Consider the following 20,169-nt stretch of genomic DNA (forward strand, 5'->3'; position numbering starts at 1 on the left):
GTATAAAAATGAGAAATATAAAAATAACATATTCCTATGATGGAAGTGACTTTTTTGGTTTTCAAAGACAAATAGATAAAAGAACTGTTCAAGGAGAATTAGAAAAGGTTTTAAATATTATTTTAAAAAAAGAAATAAATCTTGTAACTGCTGGAAGAACTGATAGAGGCGTTCATGCTAATGTACAAGTTTCTAATTTTTTTGTTGATGATTCCATAACTATACCTTTAAAAAATTTCCAAAGAGCTTTAAATAAATTATTGCCAAATGATATTGATGTTTATAAGATGGAAGAAGTTCCTCTAAATTTTAATTCACGTTTTGATGCAAAATATAGAGCTTATGAATACCTTATCACTTGGAAAAAAAATGTATTTACAAGAAAATATATAACCTATATAAATAAACCAATAAATTGTAAAAAATTTTTAGAAGTATTATTACCACTCATAGGTGAACATGATTTTAATAATTTTAGATTAAAAGATGAAAATAATAAAACAAGTGTTAGACAAATATATAAAATTGATGTATATTTAAAAGATGAAACTACATTGGGAATATATATAGAGGGAAATGCTTTTTTAAAAACTCAAATAAGAATTATTGTAGGGACTGCATTAGATGTATATTTTGGAAGAAAACCTAAAAATTATATTAATTTATTATTAGAAGAACCAAATGTAGAGAGAAAAATAGAAATAGCAGAGCCATCTGGTCTTTATTTGACAAAAGTAGAATATTAGGGAGAAAAAATGGAAATAAGAGAAGTCTCTATAAAAGATAAAAATATAATGAATGAAATAGTTGAAATGGAAAAGGATACCTTTGGAAAATTTGGTGGAGTTGATTTATGGATATTAAAACCTATTGTAAAGTTTGGAAAGGTATTTGTTGCTATAGAAGATGAAAAAGTTGTAGGAGCTGCTGAATTTATGATAGCTTTTGATAGACCTGAAGTTTTTCTGTACGGATTTTCTGTTATGAAAGAATATAGAGAAAAAGGTATAGGTACTACACTTTTACTATATTGTGAAGAATATTTTAAAAACTATAACAAAGAAGTTATTTCTCTAACTGTTGACCCTAAAAATATAAAAGCTATTAATCTTTATCAAAGAATTGATTATTTTATTGAAAGCCTTGAAAAAGATGAGTATGATATAGGAATTGATAGATTTATTATGAAAAAATTTTTAACTTCTTAAAAAAAACTTTACTTTTTTCTAATTTTAAATTATAATAATATAAAAATCATTATAAAATGAAAGGAGTACAAATATGAATAATCATATAGAAGAAGTTAAAGATGTTGGTAGCTTTTTAAAAGAACATGGGATAAAACCATCTTATCAAAGAATGCAAATCTATAAATTTCTTTTAGAAAATAGAATCCATCCTACTGTTGATACAATATATAAAGCTTTATGTGATGAAATTCCTACTCTTTCAAAAACTACAATTTATAACACTCTAAATACTTTTGTTGAAAAAGGAATTGTTAGTGTAATAGTTATTGAAGAAAATGAAACTCGTTATGAAGCTAATATGACATTACATGGACATTTTAAATGTAATGACTGTGGAAATATATATGATATTTTCTTAGATACATCTTCTTTAGATTTAAGTCAACTTGATAAATTTGATATAAAAGAAAAACATATATATTTTAAAGGTACTTGTGAGCATTGTTTAAAAAAAGCTAAAAGTCATAATTAATAGTGATATTAATGGAAAGTAAAGAATTTTGTAGTTGTACAGATTTAAATTGTCCTAATCATCCTACTAATCATGCTAAAGGTTGCAATCTCTGTATTTTAAAATGTTTAAAATTAGGTGAAATTCCATCTTGTTTTTTCAATGATATTTCTAAGGAAAAACCAGAAAATGGAGATTATTCCTATAAGGGATTTGCTAATTTTGTATTAAAACATAATAATAAAAATAATAAATAGCACAATATATTTGTGCTATTTTTATTTTCTAATAAAGAAAAAGAACTATTACAAATTATTATAAAATGTAATAGTTCCCTTCCTTTAGTTTTAAAAGTTTTGGTTTGTTTGCTTATTATTTATTTCTTAAAAGTGCTTGAATTTTAATAGGTAGTCCAAATAAGTTTATAAATCCTTCAGCATCTTTTTGGTTATAAACATTATCTTCATCAAATGTAGAGAAATCTTCAGAATATAATGAATATGGAGATTCCATTCCTTGAAGTATAATATTTCCTTTATAAAGTTTTAAATTTACAACTCCTGTTACAAATTTTTGAGAAACATCTACAAAAGCTGAAATTGCTTCTCTATAAGTTGTAAACCATTGTCCATTATAAATTAATTTTGCCATATAGTTTGATAAATTTTCTTTAGCTTGGAAAGTTTCTCTATCTAAACATAATCTCTCTAATTCTTCATGAGCAAAATATAAAATTGTTCCACCTGGTGTCTCATAAACTCCACGAGATTTCATTCCAACTAATCTATTTTCTACTAAATCTATAACTCCCACTCCATGTTTACTTCCAAGTTCATTAAGTTGTTTTACTAATTCCACTCCTGAAAGAGCAACTCCATTTAATTTAGTAGGTACACCTTGTTCAAATTCTATAGAGATTGTTTCTCCCTCTTCTGGAGTATCTTCTAAAGGTTTTACCCATTGTAAAAGTTCTGAATAATTAGGTGTATTACTTGGATTTTCAAGTTCTAGCCCCTCATGGCTTATATGGAAAAGATTTTCATCTCTACTATATGAAGAATTTTCTTTAAAAGGTAATTCAATTCCTTTTGATTTTAAATATTCAATTTCTTGTTTTCTAGATTTTATATCCCAAATACGCCAAGGAGCAATAATTTTTATATTAGGAGCTAAAGCTTTTATTCCTAACTCAAATCTAACTTGGTCATTTCCTTTTCCTGTTGCTCCATGAACAATATAATTAGCTCCCTCTTGTTTAGCTATTTCTACTAAAGCTTTTGATATAACAGGTCTTGCTATTGAAGTTCCTAAAAGATATTTTCCTTCATATTTAGCTCCTGATTTTATCATTGGGAATATATATTCATCTACTAATTCTTGTGTTTTATCTACAGCATAAAATTTTGATGCTCCACTTTCTTTAGCTTTTTTAGCTACTGCCTCAAAATCATCTTTTTGTCCTACATTTACAGATACTGCTATTACTTCAAAATCATAATTTTCTTTTAACCAAGGTATAATTACTGATGTGTCTAATCCTCCAGAATATGCTAAAACAACTTTCTCTTTCATTTTCTTCCTCCATAGATTTATTATAAATTAATTACTCTTGTGCAAAATATTTTTTCATAAGTTCATCAAAAGTTCCATCTTTTACTAATGATTGATATGCCTCATTAATCTCATTAGCTAATTCTTTATTATCTTTTCCAACAGCTATTGAATATTCTTCTTTAGCTATATCTGTATTTATTAATTTTAAATTTTTATTAGTTTTTACATAATTTTTTGCTGGTTCTGAATCTAATACTACCGCTTGAACTTTTTTAGCGTTTAAAGCCATAATAGCTTCAGAAGTTCCATTAAATCTTTGAACTTCTACTCCCTCTACTTTACTTACAGCTATATCTCCTGTATATCCTAAAACAACTCCAACTACATTTCCTGGTAAGTCATCGTAAGATTTAATAATTTTAGATTTTGAATCTTCTGTATTTACCATTATCATTTGACTTGATACAAAATATGGGTCAGAAAAGTTAACAAATTTCTTTCTCTCTTCTGTAGCTGTCATCCCAGCTATTATTACATCTATTTTTTTAGATTGAAGTGCTGGTAATAATCCATCAAAAGCTATATTTTTCCAAATAATCTCTTTATCTATTTTTTTACCAATAGCTTCCATTAATTCTACATCAAATCCAACTATTTTTCCATTTTCTAAATATTCGAAAGGTTCAAACTCTGCATTAGTTCCAACATATAATTTGTCAGATTTTCCAAAAGCAACAAGTGATAAAAGTGTCATAATAAGTAAAACTAATTTTTTCATATAATATCCTCCTCGTAAAATAAAATTTATAAAAATTAAAATTTTTGACAATAAAAAAAGACCAACTTCAATGTTGGTCTTTATAAACTGATTATAAAACATATAAGATTAAATTTAAAATAAAAATATAAAATATAATATTAAGAAAATATCCACTCTAATCAAAATTTTAAATTAATCCTGCCTTAAAGAAATCACAATGTTTTGACTAACATTAAATAACTTAAGATATTTAATTGTTGTAGAATATTTCCTGTTCCTTAAATTTAATGTTACTAACATTGTCTTTTCCTCCTTTTTGTTTTGTTAGAGCAATATTATCATAAAAAAATTTTCTTGTCAATAAAAAATTAAAAAATTTTCTAAAAAAAATTTTCTTTAAAGTTAAAAGATAATATAGTATAATCTTTTTATGAAAAAACATTTGAGGTGAATAATTTATGCTGATAAATAAAAAATACCTATTTAAAATCTTTATGTTTTTTATATTTCCCATATTATCTTATGGAAATAATATAACACTTGATGAGATGTTAAATATGATAGATATAAAAAATTATGATAGAGAAATATATGATTTAGAAAAAGAAAAAAATATTTCTAAAGAAAAATTTTATAATTTAGATTTATATAATGGAATTAAAAGTGAAGCTGATATAAAATATGATTATGATAAAGATAAATATGATACAACAGGAAAATTAATTTATGGAGATTTTTATGTAAATGTATCTAAAAATAAAATCTCAAAAGAAATAGATGATGGTGATAGTGAAATCATCTATGGAATAAATAAAAATTTAAAAAATATGGTCTATTCTAAAAGTGATAGTGAGTTAAAAAAATTAAAATATACAAAACTAAAAGATAAATTTTCATATTTAGATGAACTTGAAAATAAAAAAATAGATTTAATAAATCTTTATGAAGAATATAAAAATAATGAATTTGAAACAAAACTAAAAAGTAACAATCTTTCAAAATTAAAAGCAGAAGAAAAAATCTTAAAAAAATCTTATGAATTGGGAGCTATTCCAAAAATTGATTTACAAACTTTACAAGTTAGTAGAGAAAATTTAGAAATTGAATTAAAAATCTTAGATAGAAATCTTAAAAAGATAAAGGATAGATTTCTATATGAATTTAATATTGACATATCAAATAAAATTTTAGCAGATATTCAAATAAAACAAATTGATATTTCAAAATATATATCAAATATTGGTGAAAGAAAATTACAAAGTTTAGATTTAGATAGAAAAATTACTGAAGAAAATATCAATTACCTATCTTATTCTAATAAAGTTCCTGATATTTCTTTAGGAGTTGAAAGAAAAAAAGAAACTCATAATAATACAAATTCAGAAAATAGAGTATTTTTAAAATTTTCTAAAGATTTATTTTATTATGATGTAAATCTAGAAAATGAAAAAATAACTCTTGCTCAACAGAATATAAATCATAAAAAAGAAAGCGAAAAAAATATTTCAATGCAATTAAAAATCCAAGAAAATTATAATAATTTTTATAGAAATTATATTATAAATAAAAATAAAGCAAACTTAGAAAATAATAAATATGAAATAATGAAAAAAAAATATACTTTAGGAAATATTACTTATGTAGAAGTTATGGATGTATTTGAAGATTACTTAAAATTTGAAGTAGAGGCTGAAAAAGCTAAAAATTTATTTAATGGATATATCTATGAAATAATGATTAGAGGAGAAAAAAATCATGAATAAACAACTGAGAATAATTACTGTTATAAGTCTTATATTGATTTTATTAGGTGGTGGTATTTTTATTTCAAAAAATAAAAAAAACAATAAAAATGAAATAATATATCCTACAAGAATTATTTCAACTAATAATAAAAGAGGATATATCAATGTAGAGGGAAAAATAGAAGCAAATGATACAAAAAAAATATTTGTTGATAAAAAATTAAAAGTAGATGAGGTTTTTATTCAAGAGGGAGATTATGTTGAAAAAGGACAAATCCTTATGACTTTTGATGAAACAGAAAGAAATAATATAATTAGAAATTTAAAAAGGGAAGAATTAAGTTTAGCAAAGATTAAAAGAAATTTAGAAGTTGAAAAAGAATTACTAAAATTAGGTGGAAGTTCTGTTAACTATATTAAAGAATTAGAAGAGGAAATACAAAGATACCAAATAAATATTGAAGAATATCAAGAAGATTTATTAAAAACAGCTGAAAGAATAATAAGTCCTGTAAGTGGAACTGTTACATCTCTACTTGCTCAAGAAAATTATTCTGTAAATACTGATGAACCTTTAATGGAAATAGCAGATTTATCAAATATAAAAATAGTTTTAGAAGTTGCAGAGTATGATATAAAAGACATATATCTTGGTCAAAATCTTGAAATCAAACCAGAAGCTTTTGAAAAAAAACTATCTTTTAAAGGAAAAGTAACTAAAATATCTAAAATTTCAAAACCTTCTTCTACTACATCTGAAAATATTGTAGAAGTTGAAGTCACACCTCTTGAAGAAATTCCAAATATAATTCCTGGATTTAAAGTTTCAGCAAAAATCTTTTTAGAAAAAAATGATGATATTACTATCTCAAAAAATGCTTTACTTGAAGATAATAATCAATACTATGTTTATATTGTAGATTCTAACAATACAATTATAAGAAGAGATGTTGAAATTGAAAATATAAAAGGAGATTCAATCATTATAAAAAGTGGTTTAAAAATAGGAGATGAAATATTAACAACTCCTAGTTTAACATTAAAACCTAATGATAAAATTTTTAAAAAGACTCTTAATAAGATTGAAAATAAAGGTGAAAAGCTTGATAATACAAATAAATAATATAAATAAATATTATATAAACGGAGAAAACAAACTTCATGCTTTAAAAAATATTAATTTTAATATAAAAAAAGGTGAGTTTGTTGCTATTATGGGAAGTAGTGGAAGTGGTAAATCTACTATGATGAATATTCTAGGTTGTCTTGATAAAGAGTTTGAAGGAGAATATATATTAGATGATGTTAATATCTCAAACTTAAGTGAAAATGAAATTTGTAAAATTAGAAATTCTAAAATTGGATTTGTCTTTCAATCTTTTAATCTACTTCCTAAATTAACTACTGAAGAAAATGTAGAACTTCCTTTAGTTTATGCTGGAATTGATAAAGAAGAGAGAAAAAAGAGAGCTTTGGAAGTTTTAAAAAAAGTTGGTCTTGAAAAAAGAGTTCATCACAAACCTAATGAACTTTCTGGTGGACAAAGACAAAGGGTAGCCATTGCTAGAGCTCTAATCAATAATCCATCTGTTATTCTAGCTGATGAACCTACAGGAAATTTAGATAGTGTTTCTGAAAATGAAATAATGAATCTATTTAAAGAATTAAATAATCAAGGAAAAACAATAATAATTGTAAGCCATGAACCTGAAATAGCAAATTTCTGTAAAAGAATTTTAATATTTAAAGATGGTAAAATAATAAAAGATGGTGAAAGTAAATGAATTTTATAGAAAGTTTTAATAGTGCCATAAAAAGTTTAAAAGGAAATAGAGCTCGTTCATTTCTTACAATGTTAGGAATTATCATAGGAATTTCTTCTGTAATAACTATGTCTGCTATTGGAAAAGGTGGACAAAAAAATATAACAGGTAAATTAAAAGAAAATGGTTATGGAAAATTTACTGTTTATGCTGATATGAAAGATGAAAATTTTAGATGGAAATATCTTTTTGAAGATGAAATGATAGAAAAATTAAAAGCTACAAATGAATTTAAAAATATAAGCCCAAAGATTACTCAAAGAATATATTCTAAAATTAAAGATAGATTTGAAATTGTTTGGTTAACTGTAGCTACCCCTGAATATCAAAAAATAGATAAAGTAAATTTTTTATATGGTAGAGATTTCATATCTTTTGAATATAATTCTGGAGAAAAAATAGTTATAATTGATAATATTACAGCCAAAGATATTTTTGGCTCTCCACAAAATGCTTTAGGAAAAAATATAAGATTAGCACTTACTAGAAAAGACCCTGAAATTGATTATAGAATAGTTGGAGTCTTTGAAAATAATTTTGAAGATTATGTTAAAGCTATGGGAGGAAAAAGAATTCCTAGATTTGCAAGATTTCCTCTTTCTACTTATGAAAGATTATATGATAATGCTTCTAATTATAGCAGTATCGTTGTAGAATCTAAAGACCCTTCAAAAGCTTCTGAAGATATGGCAAAAATGAAAAATATTTTAGAAAATATTACTGGAGTTTCTGACTTATACGAAGTAAAGGCTCTTTCTGATGGAGCAGCTTCCTTTGATAATATATTAAGTACTCTAAATTTATTTGTAACTTTTGTGGCTGGAATCTCTCTTTTTGTTGGAGGAGTTGGAGTAATGAATATTATGCTTGTTAGTGTTATTGAAAGGACAAAAGAGATTGGAATAAGAAAAGCTATTGGAGCTACCAATAAAGATATTATGTTTCAATTTTTAATAGAATCTATTATTCTTACAGGATTAGGTGGAGTTTTAGGAATTATTCTAGGATTTATATTAGGAAATATTATTGGAAAAATTGTTAATATCCCACCATTATTTTCAATTACTTCTATGGTAATTTCTTTGATAGTTTCTATGGGAATTGGTATAATATTTGGTGTTATACCAGCTAAGAAAGCTGCTGAATTAAATCCTATTGAAGCTCTAAGAAGTGAATAAAATTAAGAGGTGACTTTTATGGAAACATTAATTTCTAGAATATTTATTTTATTATTTCTCATTTTAATAAGTATATTTTTTGCAATAAGTGAAATTTCATTAGCTTCAGCTAGAAAATTAAAATTACAAATCATGGAAGAAAAAGGAAATCAAAACGCCAAAAAAGTATTAGAAATTCAAGAAAAATCTGGAAATTTTTTTGCTGCTGTTCAAATAGGGACTAATGCAATTTCTATATTAGGAGGTATTTGTGGAGATGATATTTTGACTCCTTTTATAAGTTCTTTTGTAAAAGAATATTTTTCTTTTTTTTCTTCAAAAGCAAATACTATTGGGTCTATTTTTTCTTTTATTTTTGTAACAAGTTTATTTATAGAATTTGCAGACCTTATTCCTAGAAGATTGGCTATGGCTTCTCCTGAAAAAATAGCAGTAAAAATAATTAAACCTATGACATTTTTTATTTTTATTTTTAAACCCTTAATATTTATCTTTAATAACTTTGCTACTTTTCTCTTTAAAATATTTAAAATTCAATTAAATAGAAATGATTCTGTTACATATGACGATATCTTTGCTATTGTTGATGCTGGTGTTGAAACAGGAGTTATTCAAAAAAAAGAATATTCTCTTATTGAAAATGTTTTTGAACTTGATACAAGATGGGTTTCTTCTATTATGACTACAAGAAATGAAATTATATATTTCACTTTATCTGAATCTAAAAAAAATATAGAAGATAAAATTTGTAAACATCCTCATTCTAAGTTTTTAGTCTGTCAAGAATCTCTTGATTCTGTTATAGGGTATGTTAATTCCAAAGATTTACTTCCCCTTATTTTAAAAGAAAAATTTAACGGATTTGAAGATATTAGGAATGTAATGAACTCTAATCTCTTAATAATTCCTAATACATTAACTATATCAGAAACTCTAGATAAATTTAATGAAATTAGAGATGACTTTGCTGTAATTTTAAACGAATATGGTAATGTTGTTGGAATAGTAACATTTTATGATGTTGTTAATACTTTAATGGGAGATACTGTTTATCAAGATTTAAATGAACAACAAATAATTGCAAGAGGAGAAAATTCTTGGTTAATAGATGGAGTTACTTCTATAGAAGATGTTAAAAAAGTTCTTGGAATAGAAAAATTTCCTGAAGAAGATTCATATGAAAGTATTGCTGGTTTTATGATGTTTGCTTTAAAAAGTATTCCTAAAAAGGCCATGAAAGTAGAATTTCAAAATTATATTTTTGAAGTTGTAGATGTTGATAATTATAAAATAGACCAATTACTAGTTACAAAAAAATAACTGAAGAAAATAAAATTCTTCAGTTATTTTTTATTTATTCTTTTTATTATAGTTTCATATCCGCCTGTTCCATATTTTAAGGCTTTACTTACACGACTTAAAGTTGATGAAGAGATATTAATATCTTTTAATATTTCTTCATAAGTTTTTCCTTTATTTAAAAGTTTTGCTGCTTCCAGCCTATTACTCATTGCTTCAATTTCTTTATAGGTACATATATCTTCAAAAAAAGCATAACATTCTTCCAAAGTTTCTAATTTTAAAAAAGCTTCAAATAAAGCATCATTCATGGGATTTTTTAGTTTATTCATACTTCCCTCCAAGAGCACTTTAATAATTTAGTCAACTAAATTATAATACTAATTACCAAAAAAATCAACTTTTTTATATTAATTTTGTAAAAGTCTTTTTTCTAAATGTTTATTAAATATAAAGAAAAATGTAGTAATACTAACAATAGCTCCTATTATATCACATATTGGTTGAGCAAAAAAAGCAAATTTTGCTTGAAAAAACATAGGTAAGAATAAAGTGCTTAATACATAGATAATTTTTCTATTCATTGAAAGAGCAAAAGCTGTTTTAATTCTTCCTACTGCTGTAAAACCATCTACATAACAATATTGAAAAGAAAGAGGAATTATTCCCCAAAGACTATTTTTTATTCCCCAAAGTGAAACTTCTACTAATTCTTTTTCGTCTGTAAAAAAGTTTATAAATTTAGGTGAAATATAATCTGTTAAGAAAAACATAGCCCCTGTTAAAACTAAAGCAAAAATTATAATATATTTTTCTGCTTTCTTTACTCTATCTATTTGTTTAGCTCCATAATTATAACTTAAAAGAGGTTGAGTTCCTCCTGAAAGTCCTATCAATGGACCTGTAATAAGCAAAAGAAAACTTTGGATAATAGTAGCTGCTGATATTAATAAATCTCCTTGAGCTACTCCACCATATTTTTGTAACATAGTATTCAACATTATTAAAATAAGACTATCTGTAGCCAATATAAAAAAAGGTGAAAATCCAAATCTTATAATATTTTTTATGATTTTTAAAGAATATTTTTCTTTTGTTATAGGAATTATAATTTTTTTGCTTCTTAAAAATGAAAAAGCAAAAAGAAAAGATAAAACTTGAGCAATTACTGTGGCCCACGCTGCTCCACTAACTCCCATATTAAAATAAAAAATAAAAACAGTGTCTAAAATTATATTTGTTATTGCTCCAATAATTACCGTAGCCATTCCCACCATAGAAAATCCTTGACAAGTTATAAAAAAGTTTAATCCTACAGCCATTAAAGCAAAAAAACTTCCTAAAGTATATATTGTTAAATATTGATTAGCATAAATAAAAGTTGTTTCACTTCCCCCAAAAATCATTATTAATTTATTTTTTAAAAGTAAAAAAATTATCGTTAAAAAAATACTTAAAATTCCTAACATAGAAAAACTATTAAATAAAATTTGTCTAGCTTCTTTTTCATTTTTTTCTCCCATTTTTATTGACATAGTTATAGAACCACCTAATCCTATAAGAGTTCCAAAGGAAGATAAAAAAGTAACTATAGGTCCACAAACCCCTACTCCAGCTAATGCTATTCCTCCTATTTCAGGAATATGCCCTATATACATTCTATCTACTATGCTATAAAGTAAATTAACAAGTTGAGCCAACATTGTAGGAACAGCTAACTTAAAAACTAGTCCTAAAACAGAATCTTTTCCTAAATCATTTGATAATTTCATAATATTTCACCTTTATACATTATTTTTTATTTTTAGCAAAATATAGTATAGCATATTATTTAATTAAAGAAAATAGTTATAAAAATTTTTTAACATATATAATTTTTTTCTAATATTCTTTATTTATAATTTTAAAAAATACCATTTTAATATAATAAAATTATATTTTTTAGTAAACTCAATATTATAAAAAGTTATTATTCCTTATAAAATTATCAATAATAGAGAAAACTTCTAAAATTAAAAATATTTTTCAAAAAAATTTATAGCTATTTTTATAAAATTTTTAAATAAAAAAGAGTTATTATAAATAAAAATATAATAACTCTTTATTTTTTATTTTATTCTCTCTACTTCAAGGTTAAATACTTTTCCATTTATTTTTACACTATACTTTCTCATTACAAATTCATCTTTTTCTTCTAATTTAAACCTATTATATGAAGTAGTATTTTCTATTATCTCATTCATATTTTTTAAAGCAATTAATGCTTCTTCTAAAGAATATTTTTTAAATTTTACTTTTGAACCTGGTGTTGCTTGAGCAAGTTTTGGTAAATCACTAGAAATTACATTTCCTATCTTTGTATATCCCCCTGTAGTTTGTCTATCTGCCATCATTATTATTGGTTGACCACTACCTGGTACTTGAATAGCTCCAAAAGTTATTCCATCAGAAATTATGTCTCCTCCATTTTTATGTTCAATAACTTCACCTGATACAGAAGATAATCTAATTCCCATTCTATCACTTTCTTGAGTTACTGTATAAATTTCATTAAAGAAAGTTTCTATTCCCTTTTCTGTAAAATGGTCATCCTGTTGTCCCAGTATAACTCCAACTTCTATTTCTTTTTGATATCTAGGTATGTATTCATCTTTTAATTTTAATATATTCTCTCCAATAGCGTTTCCTATAGATAAAATATCATTAGTCATAAGTTTTCTACCTTGGAAACCACCTATTTTAGCTTTTAAATTTGTTGATTTGCTATTCATAATTACTGGAACATCTATCCCACCTGAAAAAGCTATATAATTTCTAAGTCCAGCTTTACAAATTCCCATTTTTAAAATATCGCCTTTCTTAGCTCTATAACTTTTCCATAATTCTATTTTTTCTTCATTTAAAGATGAGTCACATTGAGCTCCTGTTATTGAAAACATTGTATCCTTCAAAAATTCTACTTTTATTCCTTTTAAAGTTGTTTCCAATACTGCTTCTTCCTGAGAATTTCCAACAAGGATATTAGCGATTCTAGCTGAAAAATTATCCATTACACCTGAAGCAGAAACTCCATATCTTTGATAACCATATCTTCCTAAATCTTGTACAGTTGTTAAAAGTCCTGCATCTAAAATTTTTAAAGTTTCCATTATTATTCCTCCTTCAAGTAACGCTTTTCAACATAAGTTTTATTTTTCACTTGTTCAAGAATATCCTTATATTCTTTTTCAGAAATAGATACAAATTTTATATATTCCCCAGCCTTTAATAAAAATGGTTTTTCATTTTCTGGGTCAAATAAATTTAAAGGAGTTCTTCCTAATAATTGCCAACCTCCAGGACTTTCAATTGGATATACCCCTGTTTGTTCTCCAGCTATTCCTACTGAACCTCCAGGTATTTTTGTTCTTGGTGTTTTTAATCTAGGAGTTGCTATTCTCTTATCCATTCCTCCTAAATATGGGAATCCTGGTGTAAATCCTAGCATGTATACTAAATATTCCCCAGATGTATGGATTGATATAACTTCTTCTACTGAAAGTTTATTATGAGAAGCTATATTTTCTATATCTGGACCATATTCTCCACCATATAAAACTGGTATTTCAACTATTTCTTTTTTTATTTTTACTATATTTGAATCTTCTATCTTACAATTTTTTTCTACTATTCCTTTTAATTCATCAAAAGAAATTACAAAAGGGTCATAGTAAACTATAATTGACCTATAAGTAGGTAATAAATCTTTTATCCCTTTATGATTTAATGAATCTAAATATTCTGTAATCTTTTTTAAATTATAATTTATTATTGGGGAAATTTCATTTCCTAATTCTATTATTAATGCTGAGTCACCGGCTTTTAAAAATTTCATAAAATCCTCCTAAAACTAAAAGTAAAATGAATATAAAATTTCTCCTGAAAATCAGGAGAAATTTATATTATTTAAAAAGTTGCATTATTCCTTTTAAAGACATTATTCCTGCATATCCAGTTACAAAAACAACTATTGTTCCTAGAACGGTAAGTAATGTTGAATGTTTATATTCTCCTACAATTTCTTTTTTTCTTGAACCTAATAATACTACTCCTAAAGTTATTGGAAGTATTAATCCATTAAGTGACCCTGCTAAAACTAATAAAACAACAGGTTTTCCTAGGAAAGCCATAACTAAAGTTGAAAATACTATAAATCCTATTATAAAATATTTTTCTTTTTCCATTACTGTTTTTGATAAAGTTTTTAAGAATGAAACTGAAGTATAAGCAGCTCCTACTATTGAAGTTAAAGCAGCAGCAAAAATAACTAATCCAAATATTTTGTATCCTATAATTCCGGCTCCAGCCTTAAAAGCAGAAGCTGGTGGGTTAGCTGGGTCTAGTTTAAATCCAACTGAAACAACTCCAAGTACAGCTAAGAATAACATAATTCTTATAAGAGAAGCTATTGAAACTCCCATTATAGAACTTTGATTAATTTTATCTAAATTTTCTATCCCTTTAGTATTAGCATCTATAAGTCTATGAGCTCCAGCAAATGTTATATATCCTCCAATTGTTCCTCCAAGTAAAGTTACTATAGATAAAGTTAAATCACTATAACTTTCTGGAAAAATTGCTCCATGAAGAGCTGCCCCTACTGGAGGGTTAGATAATACAGCCACATACCCCATAACAATTATCATTAAAGCTCCTAAAAATTTTGTTAATTTATCCATTACAGTTCCCATATCTTTAGATAAAAAAACAAATACAGCTAAAGCCCCAGATATAACTACTCCTAAAGTTATGTCACATCCAAATAAAGCATTTAATCCTAAAGCTGCTCCTCCAACATTTCCTATATTAAAAGCAAGGCCTCCTAATGAAACTAATCCAGCTATAAAATATCCTAATCCTGGAGCTACTTTATTGGCAATATCTTGTCCTCTCATTCCAGAAACACAAATTACTCTCCAAATATTTAATTGAACAATTAATGTAGCTACTGTAACAACTAAAATAGTAAAAGCAAAATTAGCTTTAAAAGTTTCTGTAAATACAGCTGTTTGTGTTAAAAATCCTGGTCCTATAGCTGATGTTGCCATAAGGAAGGCTGCCCCCACTATGGCTCCTTTATTTTTGTTATCCGCCATTATTCATCACCTCTTAACGAAGAAATTTCAACTCCTTCATTAATAAGAGCTTCTCTTATTTTTTGTGAGAATACTAAAGCTTCTGGATTATCTCCATGTATACATATAGTATGAACTTTTATATCTACATCTTTTCCATTTATACTTTCTACTTTTCCTTCTTTTACCATTCTTATAACTCTTCTTATAGCTAAATCTTTATCATGGATAACTGCTCCTGGTAAAGTTCTAGCTACCAATGTTCCATCATCATTATAAGCTCTATCAGCAAAAACTTCATTAGCTACTTTTAACCCAAGAGCTTCTCCAGCTTTTATCATTTCACTATTAGCCAATCCCATTAAAATTAAACTATCATCAACTTCTTTTATAGCCTCAGCTATAGCCATGGCCAATTTACTATCTTTTGCCGCCATATTATATAAAGCTCCATGAGGTTTAACATGTTGTAAAACAACTCCTTCAGCTTTAGCAAAAGCTTGAAGTGCTCCTAGTTGATATTTTATATATGTTTTTACTTCAGCTGGTGAAGCATTTAAATTTCTTCTTCCAAATCCCATTAAATCAGGAAATCCTGGATGTGCCCCTATAGCTACTCCATTTTTTTTAGCTAAAGAAACTGTTTTTTCCATAACAACAGAATCTCCAGCATGCCATCCACAAGCTACATTAGCTGAAGAAATATACTTTAAAACTTCCTCATCCATTCCTATTTTATACGCCCCAAAACTTTCTCCTAAATCACAATTTAAGTCTACTCTTACCATATCCCTACCTCCATGTAATAAATTAATGTATTCTTTTTTAAAAACATATGATATGTTTCATTATTAAATATACCATATGTTTTTTTATTTTTCAATCTCAATCAAAATATAAAAAATATATATTTTATCAAAAAATCATATTTTTAAATAATGAGATTTTATATTATTCTTTTTGAAATGTCAATAAAAATTTTATAAAAATAAAATTGACAAAACTGAATTGAGTGATATAATAAAATTACTATTTTTTTATACATAAAATAATAAAAAAATATACATAACAGTACTATTAAAAATTAGGAGGGAAAATATGAGCTTAATGATTTCTTTTATTTTAATTTTATTAGCTTTAGTTATTGGAGAAATTATTTCTATAAAAACAAAAGCAATTATTCCATCAGTATTTATTACTGCTGTTCTTTTTTTAGTAGGATATTGGACTATTTTTCCTGTTGATATTTTGAATAAAGCAGGTTTTTCTACAACTATAATTTATTTGTCCATGTATTTTTTAATTGTTCATATGGGAACTATGTTGAGTATAAAAGAATTAATTGCTCAGTGGAAAACTTTTACTATTTCTATATTAGGAATCTGTGGTATTTGCTTTGGAACTCTTGTTCTTGGAAGATTACTTTTCTCTTGGGATATGTTACTCGTAGCTACTCCTCCTTTAACTGGTGGGGTTGTTGCCTCTATAATAATGTCTCAAGCAGCTACAGCCAAAGGAATGCCTACCTTAGCTGTATTAGCTGTTGGAATGTATGTTATGCAAGGATTTGCTGGATATCCTTTAACAGCAATAACTTTAAATATGGAAGGAAAAAAATTAATAGAAAAGTTTAGAGCTGGAGAAATTAAAAAAATTACAAAATCTGAGAAAAAAATTGAAGAAAAAAAATTAATTCCACCTCTACCTAAAAGATATCAAACAACTTATATGTTTTTATTTCAATTAGGAATTTTAGCTCAATTAAGTATCTTTATTGCTGAAATTACTAATAAAGTTATCTCTGAATTTGTTATATGTTTAATTGTAGGAGCGGTAGCTGCTGAGATTGGTTTAATTGAAAGAAAACCTCTTGACTTATCTGGTTCTTTTGGATTTTTTATGACTGGTTTAATGGCTTTTATATTTGGAGGATTAGCTCAAGCTACTCCTGAAATGATAAAAAGTTTAATTATTCCATTTATAGGAATTATTGGTTTTGGAGTTATAGGATTGATTATTTTTTCTATTATTGGAGCTAAAATCTTTAAAGAATCTATTCCTATGGCTATAGCCATATCTTTAAATGCTTTGTATGGTTTTCCTGTCAATTATACATTAACAAATGATTCAGCCAAAGCATTAGGTAAAACTGATGAAGAAGTTGAATTTTTATTAGAAGCTATGCTTCCTAAAATGTTAATTGGAGGATTTGCTTCTGTAACAATTGTTTCAGTTGTTATAGCTGGTATATTTGCAAAAATGTTATAATTTTTAAGGAGTGATATAAATGGAAATAAAAGAATTAGCAAAAAAATATAAAGAGTATGTAATCAATTTAAGAAGAGAATTTCATCAAATTCCAGAACCTAGTTTAGAAGAATATAAAACTTCTAAAAGAATTCAAGAAGAACTTGAAAAAATGGGAATAAAATATAAAGTTATAGCAAATACTGGGATAGTTGCTGAAATTGGAAAAAATCAACAAGGTAAAAAAATAGCTTTAAGAGCTGATATAGATGCCTTACAAGTAAAAGAATGTACTGGTGTAGAATATGTTTCTAAAACTCCTGGTATGATGCATGCTTGTGGTCATGATGGACATATTGCCATCTTATTAGGTGCTGCTAAAATATTAAAAGAAATAGAAGAGGAAATAAATGGAGTAGTAAAATTATATTTTCAACCAGCTGAAGAAATTGCTCAAGGAGCAAAAAAAATGATAGAAGAAGAACCACTAAAAGGAGTTGTTGATGGTTGTTTTGGTATTCATTTATGGGCCGATATTCCATGTGGAAAAATTTCTGTAGAAGAAGGACCTAGAATGGCTTCAGCAGATGTTTTAAAAATTGAAATAACAGGAAGAGGAGGTCATGGTTCTCTTCCTCATCAAACTATAGATTCAATAGTAGTTGGTTCTTCTCTTGTTATGAATTTACAATCTATTGTAAGTAGAGAGATTAGCCCCGTTGATTCTGCTGTAGTTACTATTGGTTCCTTTCATTCAGGAACAAGATTTAATGTAATAGCTAACCAAGCAATTTTAGAAGGAACTGTTAGAACTTTTAGTAAAGAAACTGGAAAAAAAGTAGAAGATGCTATAAGAAGATTTGTAAAATCAACTTGTGAAGCTTATAGAGCTTCTGGAGAAGTTTTTTATTCTTATGGGACTACTCCTGTTATAAATGATTCTATCTGTTCAAATATAGCTGAAAAATCTGTTGAAAAACTTTTAGGAAAAGATGGATTAACAAAATTTGAAAAAATAACAGGAGCAGAAGATTTTTGTTATTTCTTAGAAGAAGTTCCTGGAGTTTTAGCCTTCGTTGGAATAAGAAATGATAGAAAAAATGCTAATTATCCTCATCATCATGAAAAATTTAATATGGATGAAGATGCTTTAGAATATGGTATGGGACTTTATGCTCAATATGCTATTGATTTTTTAAATAATTACAATAAATAATACTAACTATTTTAATCGTATTTAAAATTTATATTTATTCATTAATAAAAAAAGCTGGAGAAAATAAATTTCTTCAGCATTTTTTATATTATTTATTTAAAATCTAAATTTTTATTTACTATTTAACAGCTATTAATTCTATTTCTACTTTTACATCTTTTGGTAATCTTGCTACTTCTACACAAGCTCTTGCTGGTTTTACTTCTCCTAAATACTCATTGTATACTTCATTTATTGCTCCAAAGTCATCCATATTTTTTATGAAACATGTTGCTTTTACTACATCTTTAAATGTGTATCCTGCTTCATCTAATATTGCTTTTAAATTTTCTAATGATTGTCTTGTTTGAGCTTTTACATCATCTGATACCAATGTCATTGTTTCTGGTACAAATGGTATTTGTCCTGATATATATAAAGTTCCATTTACCTCTACTGCTTGTGAATATGGTCCTAAAGCTGCTGGTGCTTTTGGTGTATTTATTATTCTTTTCATTTTTAATTCCTCCTATTAAATTTTGATTCCTATAATTTTAAATTATATCATATTTACTTAGAAAAATCAAAGCTCTTACCTCAAATATTGATAAAAAATATAAGAAATGATATAATTATAATTAATAAATTTATATGATAACTCAAGGAGAAAAATGAAAAAATTTATAATAGAGCCAGAAAATAATAATTTAACAGTTGGAGAATATTTAAAAAATATAAAAGGTTATTCTACTAGAAATTTAAGAAATGCTGATATTTATCTAAATAATAAAAAAGTAAAACTTGATAAAAAAATTAAAAAACTTAACAGATTAATAGTCGTAGAAAAAGAAAAAGGAACTAATATAGAACCAATTGAAATGCCTTTAGATATAGTGTATGAGGATAAAAATTTATTAATTATTAATAAAGAACCTCAATTAGTTGTACATCCTACACAAAAAAAAGTTGATAAAACATTAGCTAATGGTATAGTTTATTATTTTTTAAAAACTACTGGAAAAACTGTAGTCCCAAGATTTTATAATAGATTAGATATGGATACATCTGGTTTAATAGTTATTACTAAAAATGCTTTTACTCAAGCCTTCCTACAAGATAAAGCAAAAGTAAAAAAATATTATCTAGCTATTGTTGATGGGATTGTTGAAAAAGATGAATTTCTTATTGAAAAACCCATAGGAAGAGTTGGAGATAATATAAAAAGAGAAGAATTAGCTCTTGAAAATGGTGGACAAGAAGCAAAAACTTTAGTTAAAGTCCTAAAAAGAGATTTTGAAAAAAATATTTCTTTAATAGAATTAGAACTTTTTACAGGAAGAACTCATCAAATAAGAGTACACATGTCTTTAGAAGGTCATCCTATTGTAGGTGATTCTCTATATGGACCTGATATTCAACCAGTTTCAAGACAATTTTTACATGCTTACAAATTAATTATAAAAAATCCTGAAACTTTAGAAGATTTTATGCTTGAAATTCCTCTTCCTAAAGATATGAATGATTTTTTAAATATCAAATAATAACCAAAAAAA

General features: G+C 25.7%; 21 protein-coding genes. 12 read left to right on the forward strand and 9 right to left on the reverse strand.

Annotated elements, in window-relative coordinates; genetic code table 11:
• The first annotated feature begins 2 nt into the window (after positions 1-2).
• From truA to T364_RS0104125, 4 genes are all read left to right on the forward strand, one after another.
• Positions 3-746 (forward strand): tRNA pseudouridine(38-40) synthase TruA, encoded by a 744-nt coding sequence (truA, locus tag T364_RS0104110; protein WP_211249026.1) that lies wholly within the window; start codon positions 3-5, stop codon positions 744-746.
• A gap of 9 nt (positions 747-755) precedes the next feature.
• A complete protein-coding gene (locus T364_RS0104115) occupies positions 756-1,208 on the forward strand; it encodes a GNAT family N-acetyltransferase (RefSeq protein ID WP_027128461.1) in 453 nt (150 codons plus the stop codon).
• Between the two features lie 73 nt (positions 1,209-1,281).
• Positions 1,282-1,722, forward strand: a complete 441-nt coding sequence (locus T364_RS0104120; protein WP_027128462.1) for a Fur family transcriptional regulator — start codon at positions 1,282-1,284, stop codon at positions 1,720-1,722.
• 11 nt (positions 1,723-1,733) lie between these two features.
• Positions 1,734-1,958 carry a DUF6485 family protein gene (locus T364_RS0104125; protein ID WP_027128463.1) on the forward strand — a complete coding sequence of 75 codons (225 nt, stop codon included), beginning with the start codon at positions 1,734-1,736 and terminating at the stop codon, positions 1,956-1,958.
• Positions 1,959-2,073: 115 nt separating this feature from the next.
• On the opposite strand, the gene T364_RS0104130 is transcribed toward T364_RS0104125, so the two are convergent.
• Positions 2,074-3,273 carry an argininosuccinate synthase gene (locus tag T364_RS0104130; RefSeq protein WP_027128464.1) on the reverse strand — a complete coding sequence of 400 codons (1,200 nt, stop codon included), beginning with the start codon at positions 3,271-3,273 and terminating at the stop codon, positions 2,074-2,076.
• Positions 3,274-3,304: 31 nt separating this feature from the next.
• Complete coding sequence (locus tag T364_RS0104135; protein WP_027128465.1) at positions 3,305-4,033, reverse strand: basic amino acid ABC transporter substrate-binding protein; 729 nt, start codon at positions 4,031-4,033, stop codon at positions 3,305-3,307.
• Between the two features lie 476 nt (positions 4,034-4,509).
• Here T364_RS0104135 and T364_RS0104145 point away from each other — a divergent pair, with 476 nt between their 5' ends.
• From T364_RS0104145 to paeA, 5 genes are read left to right on the forward strand one after another with little or no spacing between them, the layout of a single operon-like run.
• Positions 4,510-5,778: a TolC family protein gene (locus T364_RS0104145; protein ID WP_158413626.1), complete on the forward strand. Its 1,269-nt coding sequence runs from the start codon at positions 4,510-4,512 to the stop codon at positions 5,776-5,778.
• A complete protein-coding gene (locus T364_RS0104150; RefSeq protein WP_027128467.1) occupies positions 5,771-6,883 on the forward strand; it encodes an efflux RND transporter periplasmic adaptor subunit in 1,113 nt (370 codons plus the stop codon). Before T364_RS0104145 ends, T364_RS0104150 begins: the two co-directional genes overlap by 8 nt.
• Positions 6,864-7,544 carry an ABC transporter ATP-binding protein gene (locus T364_RS0104155; protein ID WP_027128468.1) on the forward strand — a complete coding sequence of 227 codons (681 nt, stop codon included), beginning with the start codon at positions 6,864-6,866 and terminating at the stop codon, positions 7,542-7,544. The genes T364_RS0104150 and T364_RS0104155 overlap by 20 nt, the downstream gene beginning before the upstream one ends.
• Positions 7,541-8,761: an ABC transporter permease gene (locus T364_RS0104160; RefSeq protein WP_027128469.1), complete on the forward strand. Its 1,221-nt coding sequence runs from the start codon at positions 7,541-7,543 to the stop codon at positions 8,759-8,761. The genes T364_RS0104155 and T364_RS0104160 overlap by 4 nt, the downstream gene beginning before the upstream one ends.
• Before the next feature lie 18 nt (positions 8,762-8,779).
• Positions 8,780-10,081, forward strand: a complete 1,302-nt coding sequence (gene paeA, locus T364_RS0104165) for a polyamine export protein PaeA (protein ID WP_035945343.1) — start codon at positions 8,780-8,782, stop codon at positions 10,079-10,081.
• Between the two features lie 23 nt (positions 10,082-10,104).
• Here paeA and T364_RS0104170 read toward each other — a convergent pair whose 3' ends face one another.
• From T364_RS0104170 to T364_RS0104195, 6 genes are all read right to left on the reverse strand, one after another.
• Positions 10,105-10,392: a YerC/YecD family TrpR-related protein gene (locus T364_RS0104170; protein ID WP_027128471.1), complete on the reverse strand. Its 288-nt coding sequence runs from the start codon at positions 10,390-10,392 to the stop codon at positions 10,105-10,107.
• Positions 10,393-10,470: 78 nt separating this feature from the next.
• On the reverse strand, positions 10,471-11,832 hold the full coding sequence (locus tag T364_RS0104175) for an MATE family efflux transporter (protein WP_027128472.1): 1,362 nt from the start codon (positions 11,830-11,832) through the stop codon (positions 10,471-10,473).
• Between the two features lie 336 nt (positions 11,833-12,168).
• Positions 12,169-13,209, reverse strand: coding sequence for a 5-oxoprolinase subunit C family protein (locus T364_RS0104180; protein ID WP_027128473.1), 1,041 nt, complete (start codon positions 13,207-13,209; stop codon positions 12,169-12,171).
• A 2-nt stretch (positions 13,210-13,211) separates the two neighbouring features.
• The gene (pxpB, locus tag T364_RS0104185; protein WP_027128474.1) at positions 13,212-13,934 is read right to left on the reverse strand and encodes a 5-oxoprolinase subunit PxpB; all 723 of its coding nucleotides are present in this window, start codon (positions 13,932-13,934) and stop codon (positions 13,212-13,214) included.
• 67 nt (positions 13,935-14,001) lie between these two features.
• Positions 14,002-15,195 (reverse strand): NRAMP family divalent metal transporter, encoded by a 1,194-nt coding sequence (locus T364_RS0104190; protein ID WP_027128475.1) that lies wholly within the window; start codon positions 15,193-15,195, stop codon positions 14,002-14,004.
• The gene (locus T364_RS0104195) at positions 15,195-15,962 is read right to left on the reverse strand and encodes a LamB/YcsF family protein (RefSeq protein WP_027128476.1); all 768 of its coding nucleotides are present in this window, start codon (positions 15,960-15,962) and stop codon (positions 15,195-15,197) included. The genes T364_RS0104190 and T364_RS0104195 overlap by 1 nt, the downstream gene beginning before the upstream one ends.
• A gap of 310 nt (positions 15,963-16,272) precedes the next feature.
• On the opposite strand from T364_RS0104195, the gene T364_RS0104200 reads away from it, so the two are divergent.
• Together T364_RS0104200 and T364_RS0104205 are read left to right on the forward strand one after the other, a co-directional pair.
• On the forward strand, positions 16,273-17,442 hold the full coding sequence (locus tag T364_RS0104200) for a hypothetical protein (RefSeq protein ID WP_027128477.1): 1,170 nt from the start codon (positions 16,273-16,275) through the stop codon (positions 17,440-17,442).
• A 19-nt stretch (positions 17,443-17,461) separates the two neighbouring features.
• Positions 17,462-18,637 (forward strand): M20 family metallopeptidase, encoded by a 1,176-nt coding sequence (locus T364_RS0104205; RefSeq protein ID WP_027128478.1) that lies wholly within the window; start codon positions 17,462-17,464, stop codon positions 18,635-18,637.
• Positions 18,638-18,755: 118 nt separating this feature from the next.
• Here the strand turns inward: T364_RS0104205 and T364_RS0104210 are convergent, their stop codons facing one another.
• Positions 18,756-19,133, reverse strand: a complete 378-nt coding sequence (locus T364_RS0104210; RefSeq protein WP_027128479.1) for a RidA family protein — start codon at positions 19,131-19,133, stop codon at positions 18,756-18,758.
• A gap of 154 nt (positions 19,134-19,287) precedes the next feature.
• Between T364_RS0104210 and T364_RS0104215 the strand changes: the two genes are divergently transcribed.
• The gene (locus T364_RS0104215) at positions 19,288-20,157 is read left to right on the forward strand and encodes an RluA family pseudouridine synthase (protein WP_027128480.1); all 870 of its coding nucleotides are present in this window, start codon (positions 19,288-19,290) and stop codon (positions 20,155-20,157) included.
• Positions 20,158-20,169: the final 12 nt, after the last annotated feature.

This window comes from Fusobacterium perfoetens ATCC 29250, assembly GCF_000622245.1.
In the GTDB taxonomy this organism is placed as follows: domain Bacteria; phylum Fusobacteriota; class Fusobacteriia; order Fusobacteriales; family Fusobacteriaceae; genus Fusobacterium_B; species Fusobacterium_B perfoetens.